Genomic DNA, 16,956 nt, shown 5'->3' on the forward strand with positions numbered 1-16,956 from the left:
ATAAATTACTCTTCGCTGAACCAGCAAATGTTACGTGCAGCCATGATTAACTCACCAGCTTGCTCTTCTGATAACTCAGAAATTTCAACTAAGTCATCAATACCTTGCTCTGCAAGGTCTTCAAGTGTAACGATACCTTTGCTAGCAAAAACAAAAGCGGTATGACGCTCAAGTCCTTCAAGTGCTAGTAGGTCTTCTGCAGGTTCTGCATTTTCTAGACTTTCTTCATCGCGAAGTGCTTTCGTAGTCAGTGCATCTTTTGCACGGTTACGTAACTCTTCAACGGTTTCTTCGTCTAGACCGTCGATTTCTAAAAATTCAGCTACTGGCACATAAGCCACTTCTTCAAGTGAAGAGAAGCCTTCGTTAATCAGTAGTGTTGCAAAATCATCGTCGATGTCTAGATTTTCAGTGAACAGATTAACCAATTTATCTGATTCTTCCGAGCTCTTACGCTCCATCTCTTCCACTGTCATTACGTTTAGTTCCCAACCAGTAAGTTGGCTAGCTAAACGTACGTTTTGACCATTACGACCAATCGCTTGCGCTAGGTTGTCAGCTTCAACTGCAATTTCCATTGTGCGCGTATCTTCATCCATTACGATTGAAGCTACTTCAGCCGGTGCCATCGCGTTGATTACGAACTGTGCTGGGTTATCATCGTAAAGTACGATATCAACACGCTCGCCGCCAAGCTCTGAAGACACAGCTTGTACACGTGCGCCACGCATACCAACACATGCACCTACAGGGTCAATACGCTTGTCGTTTGATTTTACAGCGATTTTAGCACGAGAACCAGGGTCACGTGCAGCGCCTCTAAGCTCAATCATTTCTTCGCCAATTTCCGGAACCTCAATGCGGAATAGTTCCATCAACATTTCAGGCTTAGAACGCGTAACAAATAGCTGTGCACCACGCGCTTCAGGCTTCACTTCATAAAGTAGGCCACGTACACGGTCACCCGGACGGAAGCTTTCGCGTGGTAGCATGTCTTCACGGTAAATTACCGCTTCAGCATTGTTACCAAGGTCGATAACGATAGCGTCACGCGTTGCTTTTTTAACAACACCTGTCACTAGCTCGCCTTTTTGATCTTTATATGCATCAACAACTAATGCGCGCTCAGCTTCACGTACTTTTTGTACGATTACCTGTTTCGCCATCTGTGTGGTGATACGGTCAAATTTAATTGATTCGATCTGCTCTTCAACGTAATCACCTAATTGAATGTCAGGCTCATCAACTTGCGCCGCTTCAAACGTGATTTCCGCATATGGATTCTCTAGTGAACCGTCTTCTTGTGGTTCAACCGCTTTCCAACGACGAAAAGTATCGTACTCGCCCGTTTTACGGTCGATAGTAACGCGTACTTCGATTTCACCGCCGTGCTTCTTTTTTGTTGCTGTCGCTAGTGCGAACTCTAATGCTTCAAAAATCTTTTCTCTTGGGACCGCTTTTTCATTGGAAACAGCTTCTGCCACCAACAATATTTCTTTTGCCATAGGTAATGCCTCGCTTGCCCTTGTCCTTCGCACTCAAAGTTAGAATTTTGCGATGATATTGGCACGCTCAATGTTGCTCAACATCAAGATGAAATCCTGAGCGTCAACTTTTAACGTGATCATATCGCCATTAACTGCTACTAAGTCGCCTTTAAAATTACGGCGACCTTCTTGCGGAAGTTTAGTACGCAAACGTACTTCCTCTCCCACTGCTGCTTCATAGTGAGCTTGTTTGAATAATGGTCTGTCAACACCAGGAGAAGATACTTCCAAACTATATTCGTTCGTAATCGGGTCTTCGACATCTAAAATTGCACTAACTTGACGACTCACTTCCGCACAGTCATCTACATTAATGCCGTTTTCATGATCGATATATACACGAAGTGTAGAATGACGACCAGCTTGCACAAACTCAAGACCGAGTAATTCAAAGCCACACGCAGCAACTGCAGGCTCCAACATTTCAGTCAAATCTTGCTCGAGTTTTGACACAGAACTCCTCCATACAAACAAAAAAAGGGCCTAAAGCCCCAAATCATAGCTGCTTGATCTTGGGCTCAGAATACACCTTGCGCCAGATACAACAACGCCCCGAACCAAGCGGGGCGTCACACGAATAACAAACTGTGTGGCCAAAGGCCGTGCTTGGTTTGCGAGCTATCTCAGCCAAATTAATCATCAACTTAAACAAAAAAGCCGATGCTTAAACGCAAAACGCGCATTACAAGGAATGCGCGAAATCAAAGAACTCAATCTTTAACTTGGTTGCGGGAGCCGGATTTGAACCGACGACCTTCGGGTTATGAGCCCGACGAGCTACCAGGCTGCTCCATCCCGCGCCAACACATAAAATTGTTTTACTTCTACTTTTCAAAGAAGTGGTAATCGGATTTGAACCGACGACCTTCGGCACTTTACCAAATCAAGCACCCGACCATCTATCGAGCAACTCCATTCTACACCGAAACATAAAATTGTTTTACTTCTACTTTTCAAAGAAGTGGTAACCGGATTTGAACCGACGACCTTCGGCACTTTACCAAATCAAGCGCCCGACCATCTATCGAGCAACTCCATTCTACACCGAAACATAAAATTGTTTTACTTCTACTTTTCAAAGAAGTGGCAATCGGATTTGAACCGACGACCTTCGGCACTTTACCAAATCAAGCACCCAACCATCTATCGAGCCACTCCATTCTACACCGAAACATAAAATTGTTTTACTTCTACTTTTCAAAGAAGTGGCATCTCAAAAATGCCATTTGAATGGGCGATGTATTGCCCATGCTTAAAGCCAATTATACTGAAAAACGAAAGTTTCAGTCCGATTGACTAAATATGCTGCGTATTATAAAGACAGTATGCCTAGATAGCAACCTTGATTTAGAACTATCTTCTGACGTTTCAGCTCGTTGCTGAGATGTAATCAGGTATTTTACTTTTCACATACAACACCGTGACACCAAACTCATCGGTCCAGTTTCATCCCCTTCCATTTTCTGTAACAAAAAAGAAATATTTGATCCATAATTGGGGACAGAGAAATCACGAAAGAAAGGAAAACCAAATGAGAACGGTTATAAAATCAAGCAAATTGACAGCGCTGTCTATATTTAGCTTTGAAGCGTTTGCAGCGCAATGTGAATCGGCAGGACCACAAACACCGAGAGATATTGATAGTTTGCAGGGTCACAACAAACGGGTTTTTGCTATGGCTCCACCAAAAGAAAAACTCAACCTATGTAACATCCACTTTCATAAAAATGCGGAACATAAAGCCAAAGACTTCTCTGTCGTTTCCAATGACCCAAAGTACGGCGGATTCCAATGTAATGCAACTGCAAGCCTCACCCCTGCGGAGCTTGCTCCTGTAGAAGATAAAGTATGTAACAACGTAAAGCCCGGCGATACAATTGAAGTACACTGGGTTCATAGCTCTTGTGATGTAAAACCAGGCCCGACACTCGGTGCTTGCTTAAATGACAGCTGCGCCAACCCTGATCTACGCGTCGAAACTCAGGTGTTTTTAGTGGTTAATGATGAAAATGCGCAAGACTTCACTGAGCTTGATTATCAAGGCCAAGTTGGCGGTTACCATCAAGCAGGTGCTCTACCAAGCAATACCGGCACACCAGTTGAGTTTTTAGGTTCAACCACAGGACCTAGCTATAACAACCAACAGTGCTCACCTTTACAGGTAAGCTGGAGTGTACGCCCAAGCTGTGCCAAAGTTGATATAAATAGTCTCGCGCGTTGGTGTAAAGACAATGATTTTGAAGAGGACCATGCGCATGGCATTCGTAAACTCGTGACAGATCCACAGTTACTTTCACCAATTAAGCACTAATATTTTTAAATGAACGTGGGCCGTTGCTCAATATCGGCCTACTTTAGCTAGGTCCAGCATATTGAAATTCAATTAATTATTGCAATGTAAGAAAAATCTCACAAAAAAATATTAAAAAGTCTCGCATTTAAAAAAAACAGCTATACTCAGACTTAGGCTATTTGTTTTTGAGCAAAGGATCCGCTCTTCATCAGTTTGAAGAGGCGTCTATGAGCATTACTCCCTATCAATATCAACTTTTAACTCAAACGCTTGCGAGTATTCGTCCGAATTTCCATGGCTTTTGCACTTCTTGGTACAACCAAATTCAACATTACGATTTGCGCATGCAAATTCCAACAAATGTGGGACAACTCATAATCTGGGAGCATCAAATATTTGATTTTGTGCAAAATTGTGTGATGCGTATCCCACAGCAGTCAAACTTATTACATTATCTGCAAAAACAACGCGGTACGCTGTTATTTATGGGAACGTCAGAAAAAGATATCAGTGTCTTGTTGTTTACCTTTACAGCAACGCTCAAAAGCCATCTTGGCAGGCATTTTACCACAGCAGCAAAAAACGCTTGGAACAAAGCACTGTTACTCATCGAAAATATGCTGCGCTTTGAATTATTCAAGAAAACGAATATTGTTGGTCTACAGGAGTTCAAAAGAGCGCAGCAACAAGCAAACTAACTTGAGCTGCTAAACGAAGAGACAACGGCAGCCACTAAACATCACTCTAAGATCAAAGTCATGCAGAGCTTACAAAACTAAACTCTGCGTGACTTCTGGCCCTTAGCTATTTAGACTTTCACAAAATCTTTATATAGGAAGTGATAAAATGCTAAGAGCGATTGCCTTTGCGTCTACTATGGTCGTTTCACTTACCGCATGCGATATGCTGGAAGACTCTAAAGCCCAAATCGAGGCACAATATTTATCTGAACATCAAGAGCTACAACAAGTGGTTGAGCAGATCCGTGATAAAGGAATTGAGTCAGTACAAGCATCAGCAGAAGTTGGCAGTGTTGCAGCTTGCGTTGCAAATAATCTAGATGCCGATCCGATGGGCGCGCTTATTGCGGTTGAAGGCGCATTGCAAGACAGTGCAAATTTAAGCGACCTACTCAACTCTATTTCTCGCCTAAGCCAACAGGAAATTTCCATCGAACAATTTCCTGATTTGCTTCAGCAAGGTGCTGATACAGTTAGATATTTAAGAACTTTGCTCGAGCAGTATGATTTGGCGGAGCTAAAACAGCAAGCGAGCAACTTACTTGAGCGAGGCCAAACCAAAACACAAGACGTTGGTGCTCACTTGCGTACACTTATAGAATCTTGCCAAATTAACTGAGCAGTTTAGCTGATTGTTACGTATAGAGTCTTATTCGTTCATGACTGTTAAGAATAAACGTGAAAGTAGGACTCTATTTATTTGAAAACGACTGCCGCCTTAGTGATAATCCCGCACTTACAACGCTGGCGTCTCAAGTCGACACACTCATCTGCATTTATCTACCCACCGTAAACCTATGGACGGCTCGCAAAGCGCAGTGCTCACCTTCTTTTGCTGTCGAATGTTATCGCAATCAGACGCTCAATGCCTTACATCAATCACTAGTTTCACAACAACAGAAGCTGTATCTGTTGCGTGACACAGCTCAGCTCAAAGCACTGACTGAGATTATTCATACACAGCAGGTAACTCATATCGGTCGCACTGTTCATCCAGGATTCGATGAACAAAGGCTTTGGTTAAAATTACAAGATAATTTCCCACATATTCAATATATTAGTGCTTATTCAAACACCCTTTTTGAGCCAAACTCACTACCAATCAGCGTCAGTGAACTACCACAGAGCTTTACGCCATTTCGCAAAGCTGTAGAGGAAATTGAACCTAATTCACCTATTGCAACCGCGAAGCTTCCACCAAGACCGAATCGGATATCAGAGTTAGCTGAATTTAAAGCAAACTCTTCATACAGTATCAAAGTAGCCGCCGGTGAAGCGCAAGCTCAACAGCAGCTACAACAATACTTCCAAACGGATGCGGCTCTCACATACAAAGAAACCCGAAACGCCTTGTTCGGTGAGTATTTTTCCACTCGATTTAGTCCTATACTTGCCTATGGCGCTATCAGTCCTAGACAGATCAAGCAAGCACTTACTCAATTTGAGCAGCAAAGAGGCGCAAATGAATCAACCTATTGGATTTGGTTTGAACTGTTGTGGCGTGAGTATTTTTATTGGTATGCGCTCAAACATCAACACACGCTATTTTGCTTTTCAGGCGTCAAAGCCAAAACACCAAAAACCAGTTTCTATCCAGAGCGCTTTTTAAAGTGGTGCCAAGGCCGAACGCCCAGCGCACTGGTTAATGCCATTATGCACGAATTGACTAAAACCGGCTGGATTTCCAACAGAGCGAGACAAATAGCAGCGAGCTACTGTGTTAATGAGCTACAGCTAGATTGGCGCTATGGTGCCGCTTTTTTTGAGCAACATCTTATCGATTACGACGTCGCGGCAAATTGGGGAAATTGGCAGTATATCGCTGGTGTCGGGGCAGATCCTCGTGGCGGTCGCCATTTCAATATCACAAAGCAACAAGCACTATTTGACCCAGATGGTGAATATATAAAATTATGGCGAGGAGAAGCCACTCCACAACTCGACAGCCAAGATCATGTTGGTTGGCCTTTGGAGGATAACTAATGGCACAACAAAAATCTCAATATAAAGGCCTCAGATTAATTCTTGGCGACCAACTCAATGCCAAACATAGTTGGTTTGCTGACGATAAAGCCGAGTATCTTTATCTGATAGCAGAACTCAAACAAGAGACCGACTACACCAAACATCACATACAAAAAGTGTGTGCCTTCTTCAAAGCCATGGAGAATTTTGCCGTTGCGCTGGATAAAGCTGGATTCCATGTGCTACATCTCACCCTCGATGAGACGCAGGACTATTCGGATCTCCCCGCTTTAATTGCGCATTTATGTGATAAATATCAGGTGTCTAGTTTTGACTATCAAAGACCGGATGAATATCGCTTACTGAAGCAAATGACGGAATTAACACTCGACCAGTTACAGGTTCGTTGCTTTGACACTGAGCATTTTTTAGTCCCTTATGAAGAGCTGGATGACTACTTAACGCCAGGAAAACACACTACAATGGAGTTTTTCTATCGCAAACTCAGGCGCCGCTTTAATGTATTGATGGAAGATGGAGAACCCGTTGGCAAGCAATGGAATTTCGATAGTCAAAACCGTAACAAGCTTAAGTCAAAAGACATCGACGCTATCCCACATCCGCTTTGTTTTGCCAACGATGTTAGTGACATTTTAAAACGGATTAAGCGGCATAAAGTAAAGACCATTGGCAACAGCGAAGAATCATTGCTATGGCCGACTACCCGTGCGCAAGCTCAAGATCTTTTGGCCTTTTTCTGTGAACACCTATTGCCTTCGTTCGGTCAATTTCAAGATGCAATGACCTGTAAAAGTGACGATAAATGGACACTGTATCACTCACGACTCTCTTTTGCCCTCAACGCAAAAATGCTTCACCCCAAACACGTTATCGACAGTGCTATCGCAGCATACCAAGACAACTCACAAATTGATATTGCACAGATTGAGGGGTTTGTAAGGCAAATATTAGGCTGGCGAGAGTATATCCGAGCTGTTTACTGGCTCAATATGCCAGACTACCGCCATAAAAATTACTTGCTTGCCCAGCGTAATCTACCAAGCTATTTTTGGCATGGAAAAACGAAGATGCGCTGCCTCAGTGAAGTCATCACCCAAAGCCTGGATTACGCCTACGCTCACCACATTCAACGATTAATGGTCACGGGAAATTTTTGCCTGTTGACCGGAATTCACCCAGATCAAGTGGATGAATGGTATTTAGGTATATACATCGACGCCATTGAATGGGTAGAAATGCCGAACACCAGAGGCATGACACAATTTGCTGATCACGGCATAGTAGCAACCAAACCCTACGCTGCAAGCGGTAACTACATGCAAAAAATGAGTGATTATTGTCAGCATTGTCACTACGACGTCAAGCAAAAATCTAGTGATGATGCCTGCCCACTAAACAGCCTCTATTGGCATTTTATGCACCGCCATGAGGATAAGTTTGCCAATAACCACCGGATTGGCATGATCTATCGAAATTGGCAAAAACAAGATGAGAAAACACGGCAGGAAGTGCTCACAAGGGCACAATGGTGCTTAGATAACATTGAGCAACTTTAGGCTACGCTCGGACGTAGCCTAAACATTAAAAGAGGCGCCAACGCCTTTTTTTGGTTTTTACTTTGTGAACCCAGTTCACCTCAATAGTGGTCACTGCTAGCACATCTCGAGACTGCTTTGAGATAAGCTCATAGCTCAAACTCTCATCAGAGCTAAAGTCTAACTCATATTTAAAAGTATCTGCTTTGGCCCAACACTGGAGGATCTTTTTCGACAAACTCTCTCGAATGCAATAGTCACCTTCAGTTGGTGCATTTACCGTTACTTTGACGTCCGCATAGCAAGTCCTCCCCTGGTTCAGGGCAACACACTTGCTCGGTACAGCATGAAGTATTCCCACTGAGTTAGTTTCTTCGGCGCGGAGCTGGTGGCTCCACAAGACACCTAGAAACAACACTGTCCATGTGATTAATTTAGAATACATATTTCACCCCAGTAAAGAATACTCTGGCGTGGCGAGAGCGAACTAAGGGGCTATCTAACGTATCTTGAGAACCAACTAACCATGATGCGCCTGCGCTAAACACCCAATCTTCTGCAATTGGATAATTTAGCTGCATTTGTACGAACGCCGAGGCCGAAGCACCGGGTTTATAGGGAGTCAAATAGTCATTGACTTCATCCTCTGAAACACCATAGAAGTAATTATGAAAATTACTAGAATAATAGTTAGCGCCAAAGTTAAGCCATAAATCCCAGTTCCTCAATTCAAAGTTACGTGTCGCTTCGAGGTGAAAAACCCAACCGTTTGTGTCACCAAAAACATCGTAGACTATTTCAGCAACGGCAAGAAATTCACCGACATGGCGATAATAGGAAAAGCCTAAAGAATTATCTTGATCGCGTTTACGAATGCCTCTTAGCTCAGGTACCACATCGTCGGTATCGTAGTAACCACGTTCAGAAAAAGGCAACATATAACTGCCATAAATGGCATCAATTCCCCATTCACCATTGTTGATAATTTGGTAACCAACATCCGAGCCACCAAAGAAATCTCCTGAGTGGGTATTCAAGTAAAAACTTTTATATTCTATTTTTGCATCGACTAGAAAAGTACCATGTTTGAATGTCGAGTCGGTGCCAATCAAAGCAGGCATTGTCATATCAACGTAAAAGGCACCAACACTCAGCTGCCAAGCAAACTCGTCATCAAGCTCGTCACTTTGTTCTTCGCAAATTCCATAAAACGGTAACAATAAACTGATTATTATAAGTAGTTTTTTCATAGTTCCATTCGTTTAGCGCAGGTGTGCCTAAATTCTCCCCGAGATCATACCTGACCCATTTGTGACCAACAAGCATCTTCTCTAATTTTTAACTCAAACATAATTTAACTTTATTTTAATAAATATTTCACATAAATTATTTTAAATAGCGCACTTTACTTTAAGCAGAAAAATTCGCGTTCACATAAATTAAAATCAATAGAGGCAATTCATGAAAAAATATTTACTCCCTTTGGCGCTAGTAGTCGCTGCTGGTCAAAGCCACGCATTTAGTCAAGAAACACATAAGCGTATCGTAATCGACGCTGTGAACTACATGGCGCAAAACCCGACAACAACACAATATGCAAAGCTACAAGCCTACGCACAAGCTAACGGTATGTCTGTATCTGCGCTTGCCAACTTACTAGGCCAAGCGGCTTATGACGTCGATGATTTTGAAGATACGTTTTTTTGTGGCGCCATTACGGGTGACTGTGTACAGGCACCTCTTTGGGGTGCTGCTGAAAGCATCGTGAAATACACCAGTTACTGGCACTTCCAAAACCATACTCAAGGAGCTGATACTCACGGCAATGACTTCGGTGGTTATAACTATCAAAAGTTAACCGTGTGGGGCTCTGTTGATACGATGGCGGCGACTTGGCTAAAAGGCGATTATTTAGACGATGGTCATGGCGGCGAAACTGGATGGTTTAGTGCTGATGACACTGAATACGATAGTTATGGGATAACAGAAAAGCACTATCGTATTGATAGTCACTCAACGTACAGCATGTATGATGACTTTGAAGAAATGCCTTTTCAACCGATTGACAACTTAGGTCAGTATTGGTACCAAAGTTATGTGCAAAGCGGGAACCCACAAGTACTCGGTTTTGTATTTCACACCACGGATTTACTTCAACCACACCATACTTGGACAACATCAGATCTAAATCATGCTGGCTGGGAGTCTTGGGTGAAAGACTATTATGATCAAGAATCATTAAATGACTTTACTTTGGTCAAGCAAGCAATGAATAGTTTTAGTGCAGTTGATACTAACTCAACAGACATCCGCCCACTACTAACGCAAGGTGGCGCTTTCTCCTACTCACAAGGTGGTATCGTATTGAACTCTGAGGATCATTACGACCGCGTAAATACAGGAAAACAAGTGATCCCACATGCGATAGCGATGGTGGTTCATTTACTTAATCACGCGATGGACGTGAGATAATGCGATTTGTTTTACTTTTCTTGGTAAGCAGTTTTTGCTTACCAAGCTTTGCCTCACCAAGTATACCTAAAGCCCTGACGCCTTTGGTTCACCAACTCTACCTTGAGCAAGGCCGAACACTATCTAAAAAGCAAACTACAGCGCAGTTACTTGAAAACCAATTTTTACTATTCCAAGCGAAGCAACTTAACCCAAGTATTTTGGAGCGCCAATCTAACGTTGGTTTCAGCACCCAATATCACGTCGATAAATTTCTCGCAAGCTCACTCTTACATTGGTTTCCAGCACTTTCTCAACTTGAAAAAAAACATTACCCTTTGGTATTTGATAAGGATCAAATGCAGTCTTTACTAGGTCAGTACCCCGCTGACGGGCAATACCCCGCTGAGCAATTACTCAAATGGCAACAGCTGCAACTAACAAAATCAGCGCCACTGACACTTGCTCAAGTATTACATAGCCAATCAATGCAAAACCGCTTTAAACTTCACCAGGGGGAACTCGCGTTACTGCAAGCTATTGTCAATCAACATCTCAATCAACAGGCGCTATTTACCGCCGCAAAACCTTATGTTGCTAAGCAAGGTCTGACAATAGAACAGTTACGACAAGTGGTAACCGCAGAACTATTGAGGCCGAGCATGTTGGCCTTTCTTGGTGTTAAGGAAGAAATGCATGGTGCAACAAGCCAGTATGTTGATACCCTAAGAAATGAAATTCCAGAAAGTGCTATCGCGAAGTATTATGAGCGTCATAAGAAGCGGTTTAAATACATCAAGCAAGTCAGTGCGAGCGCAGCGAAATTTCCCGAACAAAAAGCCGCACAGCAATTTAATGATTATGCAAATGCACACTCATGGCAACAAGCCGTCGCTAAATATACCCCGATATTAATATGGCAGGCCCAACTCACTCCGCTGACGCGCCAAAGCACGCCGAAATGGGAAACACAGCTGGCGTTTAGTAATCAACAAGGCAAGATAACACCTAGTATTCGCACACCAAGTGGCGAATGGCTGGTATTGTATAGTCAGTCACCGGTATATGATTACTACGATGTGAAAAGTGAAACAGTACGCTACCAAGCACTGCGGGCACTGACCCAAGAGTTTGCTCAGCACAAGTTCGAGCAAGATTATATGGCTTGGAAAGCGGCAAACAGCGGAGCAGTAATATGAAGTATTGGCAAGCATTGATTGTCATATTCCTTGGGGCAGTGATCGCTGTATTCACACTGCGTTTTGCCAGCATAGGTTGGCAAAACCCCACATATAATCCCCCCTCGCAGACAAAGCCCGAGCAGGAGAAAGGAACTGAAACGTTAATCAATACTTATGCTCCTATCAAACCAAATGCAGAGACCTCACCCAAAGCCGTTAAGCCAATCACAGATCCTGAATATCTGCCGCCAATAAACCAAGCAGAAAAGCAAATGGATGATTTTCAAGGGGATTTGTCGGATACCGAAGCTTACCAAGCGTACTTGGATCAAAAAGACGCCAAGCTAAAACAACAGTATATTGCGGCCGTCGATGATAAAGTAGCACAAATAGAAGTACTGCTAGCACGTGGGATTAAAGAGGGATTACCACAACAACAGTTACAAGAGGCAAGAGATAAAATCACGGCACTTAAAGACATGCAAAGTAAATTGCGCACTGAACTAAGCGAACGTGATAACAAATAAAGTTAGGCTGTGGCTTTACTTCTGTCTCCCACACGTTCAGTCAAAGAACAACACCATTAACGTACCTGCAGCTGAACCTTGCCGCTAGCCACATTAGGGTTTTTCATCACCGCATTGAGGACTACATCTTGTTGTCCTCCGTGATAATAGCTAATAATTTCTTCTAGCACCTTTTTGGGAGTACTTGGATTCATGGCAAGTGCTAAGTGCGTAGCAAAGTCTCGTTTTAGACTCAAATAAGTTAGCGTGTTTGGTGCCGTCGCGGGGTTTTGTGCAACCGCAAGATCTATCACATCTCCACTTTCAGGCAGATAAGAAACCAACGCTTCAAGTTGCTGAGCTGAAGTGTGGCTGTCTTTGGCTTGATGTAACACCAAAACATGTTGATTCATGTGTAATAAGATATAAATCGCAATACTGGCAACACCTCCCCAAAGCACTAAGTGTGTATATTTAATGCTCAGAACTAAGCCATCGACATGCATATCATGACGGGCAGCATGCATTTTCAAAAAGAAATAGCTAAAAATGGCACTAAATAGAAAAACCAAGAAGCTATAAATTAGCATCGCGTTTACGCCAGTATCTTGCGAAAAGGGCGAAAATTGCACTTGGTGATGAAATTGTGCGGACATGTGAAACAACAAAGTATAAAATCCACCCGCGATGAGTAACGATAACCCACCTGATTTCAACAACAATATCAGCTTATCTTTTAGCTCCATTCTTCATCTCAACGCAATATTTTTCTTCTACCATACAAGTAACTCGCTAAAAACACTACTTAGATAAAAACTAAATACAATGATCGAGCCGTTAAACAAAGACGCAATGAGAAAGTGCTGACTCGGATAACGATACCCCGTCACTTTAAATCCAAGCGCAACAACCCCGAGTACAGCAAAGAATGGGGTAAATGTAAAAATAGTTTCTCCCACTACTAATCCAACAATAACGTCATGCAATGCGCCGCTCACGATAAAAGTAAACCAATAGCCAAGTTTTCCCCCCACTTTCGCTGTACATGGACGAAATACGAAGCGCGCCAAGTAATAACTCCAGATAGGATTCCAATAAACCCAGAAGCCATCGAAAGACTGAGCGCCGAAAGCACGCCGTAACATGTTTCCTAGTGACTGACTATGACCCAGTGGTACACCATTTCGTCTTTTTACGTATTGTCTTAGTCCTAGTTTCATTTTCTGAGGGATACCAAGTGAGGCATAACTTTACTAATAACAAATGCTTTGTATTTAGGCAAAAAAAAGCCGCCTGACGGCGGCGGGTTGGAAATCAATAAATTAGATTGATATTACTTGCTTTCAAGCAAGTTGCCCGAGCCAATTTCTATTTTTCTTGGCTTCAGTGCTTCTGGGATCTCACGCTCGAGGTCAATAACCAGTAAGCCGTGCGCTAAGTCTGCGCCTAATACTTTGACGTGATCACCAAGTTGGAATTTGCGCTCGAATCCGCGTTCGGCGATCCCTTGATGAATAAATTTACGCTCGTTGGCTTCTTCAGTTGCTTGCTTTTGTCCCTTTACGGTCAACGTATTGTTCTCTGATTCCAGCGTTAGCTCTTGCTCGGTAAACCCTGCAACAGCCATAGTAATTTGGTACTTGTCTTTACCTAGCGCTTCGATGTTGTATGGTGGATAGCTAGGTTGTTTATCTGTTCTTGCAGCAGCATCCATCATAGAAGCTAAATGATCAAAACCGATAAATGAACGATATAATGGTGATAAATCTACTGTACGCATAATTTTGTATCCTCTTAAAGCTATACATAGGTGCTCACTCTTCAAAAAGAACCAATAAGCACTTTCAAAACAAATAGTTATTTAATTTATGAGGCCCTGTCGGCGTCCTCATAAAGCTATTTATGGTCAGCAAATTTATTTTCAAGAAAATTCTTTTAAAAATTTTCAACTTTTTTAAAAAACCTATTTAAAACAGATAAGTATATTCTTTCTATGGCATGTAGATCGCTGAGGGATACATGTTCATTCACTTGATGAATTGAATCATTCTTTACCCCGCATTCGATCACTTGCGTTTTTCCGGTCGCAAAGAAGCGACCATCGGAGGTGCCGCCTGCAGTACTTAAACTCGGATATTGCCCCGTTGTTTCCTGGATTGCTTGTTCTACCAGCGTTAAGAAACAGTTTTCTTGCTTCGCGCCGGTATAAAACGACTCACAAGGCCGCTCCCAACTGATCGCTAACATAGCACCGGATTTAGCCAGCGACTCTTGAATATAGTGTACAACTTCTTGGCTCTTATAGGCATGGCTGTAACGAATATTAAAGGTGATTTCACACTCTGCTGGTACTAAATTATCCACAATATTTGGTACCGTGATCCCAGTGACTTGCAGCGTGGTTTGCGATCCCGCTTCGTCTTTCCACCAAGGTAAAAGCGCGAGCTGGCTAACCAACTGACCAGCGATATGAGCTGCATTTACCGTTTGTTCTGGATAAGCCACATGCCCCGCTCTTCCTTTAACCTGAATACGCCCAGAAATCGCCCCACGACGACCATTTTTAACCGTATCTCCCACCACTTGGTGTGAAGTCGGTTCACCAACCAAACAAGCGTCTAGCTCGATGCCATTTTCAGCTAATCGCTCTGCAATCAATTTGGAACCGAACTCCGCTTCACCTTCCTCGTCAGAAGTAAGTAACCAGTAAAAGCTTCCTCGTAATTTTTCAGGATGCTGTAGTAATATTTTGGTTGCAGCAAGCATTGCCGCAACGCCACCTTTCATATCTGCAGCACCGCGTCCATACATCACGCCATCAATAATCTGCGCACTAAATGGTGGCACAATCCAGCCTTTATTATTTGCAGGTACGACATCCACATGACCAGAAAAAGCAAAAGTCGGTCCTTGAGAGAAACGATAACTTGCAATCAAGTTTTTTACTCCCTGCACCTCAAACCGCTCAATAGTAAAGCCCAGCGCGGCGAGTTCCTCTGACATAAACGCGATAGTGCCTGCATCACAAGGCGTAACCGAAGGCGCTTGGATCAAACGCGTTAAGATCTCTGTGACGTAGGAAGTACTGAGGTTTTGATACTGTGTTGCTAGAGACATAACTAAGAATGATTTGTAGGTGAAATCTAGCAATTATTTAAAGATGAAACTTTGACCACAGCATTGCAGTTTTAATGCAAATTAATGACATCGAGAAAACTTAATCTAAATCAAACTTTCAAAAATTTCTGAAACCTTACAATTTAAAAATTGATCTAGAACAGTTTTTCATTTTTTGAACCCTTTTAAGATGGCTTCATTGAAAACACACACTGTTTCACAGTTTAAAAAATGTCCTCACATAGGGTTAGGAGAAGAAAATGAAAACTTTAAGCGCTGCACTTTTATCTACTCTGCTAGTTGCTGCTCCCTTCGCACACGCAAATTTCAGTGTTAATGTTGGTGCTATTAACGTAAACCCTGACAATTCGGCTTCTGCAATTGATCAAGATAACTCTCTTGGTCTAGTTGCTGACTCAAATACTCAGCTAGGTATCACGCTTGACTACCACTACAGCGATAACATCGTATTTGAACTGGTTGCGGCAACACCATTTTCTCACACAGTTGACGGTGCTGGTGGCTTAGCAGGAGCTGAAATCGCAGACATTAAACACTTGCCACCAACACTACTTGCGCAGTATCACTTCTTTGATGCAAGCGCTAAGTTTCGCCCATTTATCGGCGCGGGTCTAAACTACACAGTATTCTTCGATGAAGAGCCAAGTGCTGCACTGAAAGCAACATTAAACACTAACGACGTAGAAGTTGATTTGGATAGCTCTTTTGGTATTGCATTACAAATCGGCTTTAACTACGACTTAAATGAAAAATGGGGCCTGCACGGCATGATCTCTAAAATTGACATCAATACCGATGCAACAGTTTACGCTAACGGTGTAAAGGCACTGACATCTGACGTTGAGCTAGACCCTGTTGTGGCCATGTTCGGTGTGAAATATAAGTTCTAATACCTAAATGGTTTAAATCACAGATTTACTGTTACTTTCTCAATCCCCAAGGCCACAGATGTGGCCTTTATAGTTTATAGATTACTGTTTTTCTTTGCCTCTAACATGGCTTTCCAATGCATAATCTCAGGAGATAAAATAGGTACTTCATCGTTAAACCCAGCTACTTCGAGCATTTCTTCGACCGCAACTACCCCACCCTTACGCTTGAATACCCCACGTACATAAGCAATTGCATGCAGTCCACGTTTAGAATGAAAGCGCTGTTCAATGTAAAAGTATTTGTGATCCCATCCCACCACCTTAGTGGTAATGGTAAATTTTTGCAGCGGCTTGATATCGCGAATATAAGTAATCGCCGTTGCGTTCACAATTGGAAACCAGCGGCGTTTCATCACAGCTGCAAATAACCCAACTCGCTCTGTCATCCAAGTGCGTGCTAAGTCCATAAATGCGAGATATCGTGAATTAGTCAAGTGCATATTGATATCGCAATCGCTTGGCAGGGCGCGGTACTCAATATCTATCGGAGACAAAATGGAATCTGCTGTTTGTTTATTCTGTCTTATTCTCCAAAACAGCAGCAGTAAACGAAAATACAAATTCATAACAATGGTCTTACCAGTTAATAATTTTTCGATTCTAGCATAGCAATTCATATTCTAAAGTGATTATTTTGCTACGCTTGC

Annotated in this window: 18 protein-coding genes and 1 tRNA gene; 9 read left to right on the top strand and 10 right to left on the bottom strand. The window is 42.7% G+C overall.

Features of this window, described 5'->3' with window-relative positions:
* Window positions 1-5: 5 nt before the first annotated feature.
* From nusA to EXT48_RS12290, 3 genes are all read right to left on the bottom strand, one after another.
* Window positions 6-1,505 carry a transcription termination factor NusA gene (gene nusA / locus EXT48_RS12280; protein ID WP_010370820.1) on the bottom strand — a complete coding sequence of 500 codons (1,500 nt, stop codon included), beginning with the start codon at window positions 1,503-1,505 and terminating at the stop codon, window positions 6-8.
* A 39-nt stretch (window positions 1,506-1,544) separates the two neighbouring features.
* Window positions 1,545-2,000, bottom strand: a complete 456-nt coding sequence (rimP, locus tag EXT48_RS12285) for a ribosome maturation factor RimP (protein ID WP_010370818.1) — start codon at window positions 1,998-2,000, stop codon at window positions 1,545-1,547.
* 270 nt (window positions 2,001-2,270) lie between these two features.
* Window positions 2,271-2,347 (bottom strand) — tRNA-Met (locus tag EXT48_RS12290).
* 731 nt (window positions 2,348-3,078) lie between these two features.
* Between EXT48_RS12290 and EXT48_RS12295 the strand changes: the two genes are divergently transcribed.
* The 5 genes from EXT48_RS12295 (at window position 3,079) to EXT48_RS12315 (ending at window position 8,122) form a co-directional block, all read left to right on the top strand.
* Window positions 3,079-3,858, top strand: coding sequence for a delta-class carbonic anhydrase (locus EXT48_RS12295; RefSeq protein WP_069020963.1), 780 nt, complete (start codon window positions 3,079-3,081; stop codon window positions 3,856-3,858).
* A gap of 209 nt (window positions 3,859-4,067) precedes the next feature.
* Window positions 4,068-4,538: a hypothetical protein gene (locus tag EXT48_RS12300; RefSeq protein WP_017217789.1), complete on the top strand. Its 471-nt coding sequence runs from the start codon at window positions 4,068-4,070 to the stop codon at window positions 4,536-4,538.
* A 148-nt stretch (window positions 4,539-4,686) separates the two neighbouring features.
* Window positions 4,687-5,199 (top strand): hypothetical protein, encoded by a 513-nt coding sequence (locus tag EXT48_RS12305; RefSeq protein ID WP_130164628.1) that lies wholly within the window; start codon window positions 4,687-4,689, stop codon window positions 5,197-5,199.
* 59 nt (window positions 5,200-5,258) lie between these two features.
* Window positions 5,259-6,563, top strand: coding sequence for a DASH family cryptochrome (locus tag EXT48_RS12310; RefSeq protein ID WP_130164629.1), 1,305 nt, complete (start codon window positions 5,259-5,261; stop codon window positions 6,561-6,563).
* Window positions 6,563-8,122 carry a cryptochrome/photolyase family protein gene (locus tag EXT48_RS12315; protein WP_130164630.1) on the top strand — a complete coding sequence of 520 codons (1,560 nt, stop codon included), beginning with the start codon at window positions 6,563-6,565 and terminating at the stop codon, window positions 8,120-8,122. The genes EXT48_RS12310 and EXT48_RS12315 overlap by 1 nt, the downstream gene beginning before the upstream one ends.
* 25 nt (window positions 8,123-8,147) lie before the next feature.
* Here EXT48_RS12315 and EXT48_RS12320 read toward each other — a convergent pair whose 3' ends face one another.
* Together EXT48_RS12320 and EXT48_RS12325 are read right to left on the bottom strand one after the other, a co-directional pair.
* Window positions 8,148-8,546: a DUF3019 domain-containing protein gene (locus EXT48_RS12320; protein WP_039492187.1), complete on the bottom strand. Its 399-nt coding sequence runs from the start codon at window positions 8,544-8,546 to the stop codon at window positions 8,148-8,150.
* Window positions 8,536-9,351, bottom strand: a complete 816-nt coding sequence (locus EXT48_RS12325) for a MipA/OmpV family protein (protein WP_010370798.1) — start codon at window positions 9,349-9,351, stop codon at window positions 8,536-8,538. Before EXT48_RS12325 ends, EXT48_RS12320 begins: the two co-directional genes overlap by 11 nt.
* 211 nt (window positions 9,352-9,562) lie before the next feature.
* On the opposite strand from EXT48_RS12325, the gene EXT48_RS12330 reads away from it, so the two are divergent.
* Genes EXT48_RS12330 through EXT48_RS12340 form a run of 3 tightly spaced genes read left to right on the top strand, consistent with a single transcriptional unit; the run spans window position 9,563 to window position 12,260 of the window.
* Complete coding sequence (locus EXT48_RS12330; RefSeq protein WP_010370794.1) at window positions 9,563-10,573, top strand: phospholipase; 1,011 nt, start codon at window positions 9,563-9,565, stop codon at window positions 10,571-10,573.
* On the top strand, window positions 10,573-11,751 hold the full coding sequence (locus EXT48_RS12335; protein ID WP_130164631.1) for a peptidyl-prolyl cis-trans isomerase: 1,179 nt from the start codon (window positions 10,573-10,575) through the stop codon (window positions 11,749-11,751). Before EXT48_RS12330 ends, EXT48_RS12335 begins: the two co-directional genes overlap by 1 nt.
* Window positions 11,748-12,260, top strand: coding sequence for a hypothetical protein (locus EXT48_RS12340; RefSeq protein ID WP_130164632.1), 513 nt, complete (start codon window positions 11,748-11,750; stop codon window positions 12,258-12,260). Before EXT48_RS12335 ends, EXT48_RS12340 begins: the two co-directional genes overlap by 4 nt.
* Before the next feature lie 56 nt (window positions 12,261-12,316).
* On the opposite strand, the gene EXT48_RS12345 is transcribed toward EXT48_RS12340, so the two are convergent.
* From EXT48_RS12345 to dapE, 4 genes are all read right to left on the bottom strand, one after another.
* Window positions 12,317-12,985 (bottom strand): hypothetical protein, encoded by a 669-nt coding sequence (locus tag EXT48_RS12345; protein ID WP_130164633.1) that lies wholly within the window; start codon window positions 12,983-12,985, stop codon window positions 12,317-12,319.
* A gap of 27 nt (window positions 12,986-13,012) precedes the next feature.
* Window positions 13,013-13,459: an acyltransferase gene (locus EXT48_RS12350; RefSeq protein WP_239980561.1), complete on the bottom strand. Its 447-nt coding sequence runs from the start codon at window positions 13,457-13,459 to the stop codon at window positions 13,013-13,015.
* Window positions 13,460-13,572: 113 nt separating this feature from the next.
* Window positions 13,573-14,019, bottom strand: a complete 447-nt coding sequence (locus EXT48_RS12355; RefSeq protein WP_010607857.1) for an Hsp20 family protein — start codon at window positions 14,017-14,019, stop codon at window positions 13,573-13,575.
* 155 nt (window positions 14,020-14,174) lie between these two features.
* Window positions 14,175-15,356 (bottom strand): succinyl-diaminopimelate desuccinylase, encoded by a 1,182-nt coding sequence (gene dapE / locus EXT48_RS12360; RefSeq protein ID WP_130164634.1) that lies wholly within the window; start codon window positions 15,354-15,356, stop codon window positions 14,175-14,177.
* 260 nt (window positions 15,357-15,616) lie between these two features.
* Between dapE and EXT48_RS12365 the strand changes: the two genes are divergently transcribed.
* Complete coding sequence (locus EXT48_RS12365) at window positions 15,617-16,267, top strand: OmpW family protein (RefSeq protein WP_130164635.1); 651 nt, start codon at window positions 15,617-15,619, stop codon at window positions 16,265-16,267.
* Window positions 16,268-16,341: 74 nt separating this feature from the next.
* Here the strand turns inward: EXT48_RS12365 and EXT48_RS12370 are convergent, their stop codons facing one another.
* A complete protein-coding gene (locus EXT48_RS12370) occupies window positions 16,342-16,875 on the bottom strand; it encodes an acyl-CoA thioesterase (protein ID WP_045989626.1) in 534 nt (177 codons plus the stop codon).
* Window positions 16,876-16,956 lie beyond the last annotated feature (81 nt).

Origin of the sequence: Pseudoalteromonas sp. CO348 (genome assembly GCF_004208845.1) — a bacterium.
Taxonomy (GTDB): domain Bacteria; phylum Pseudomonadota; class Gammaproteobacteria; order Enterobacterales; family Alteromonadaceae; genus Pseudoalteromonas; species Pseudoalteromonas maricaloris.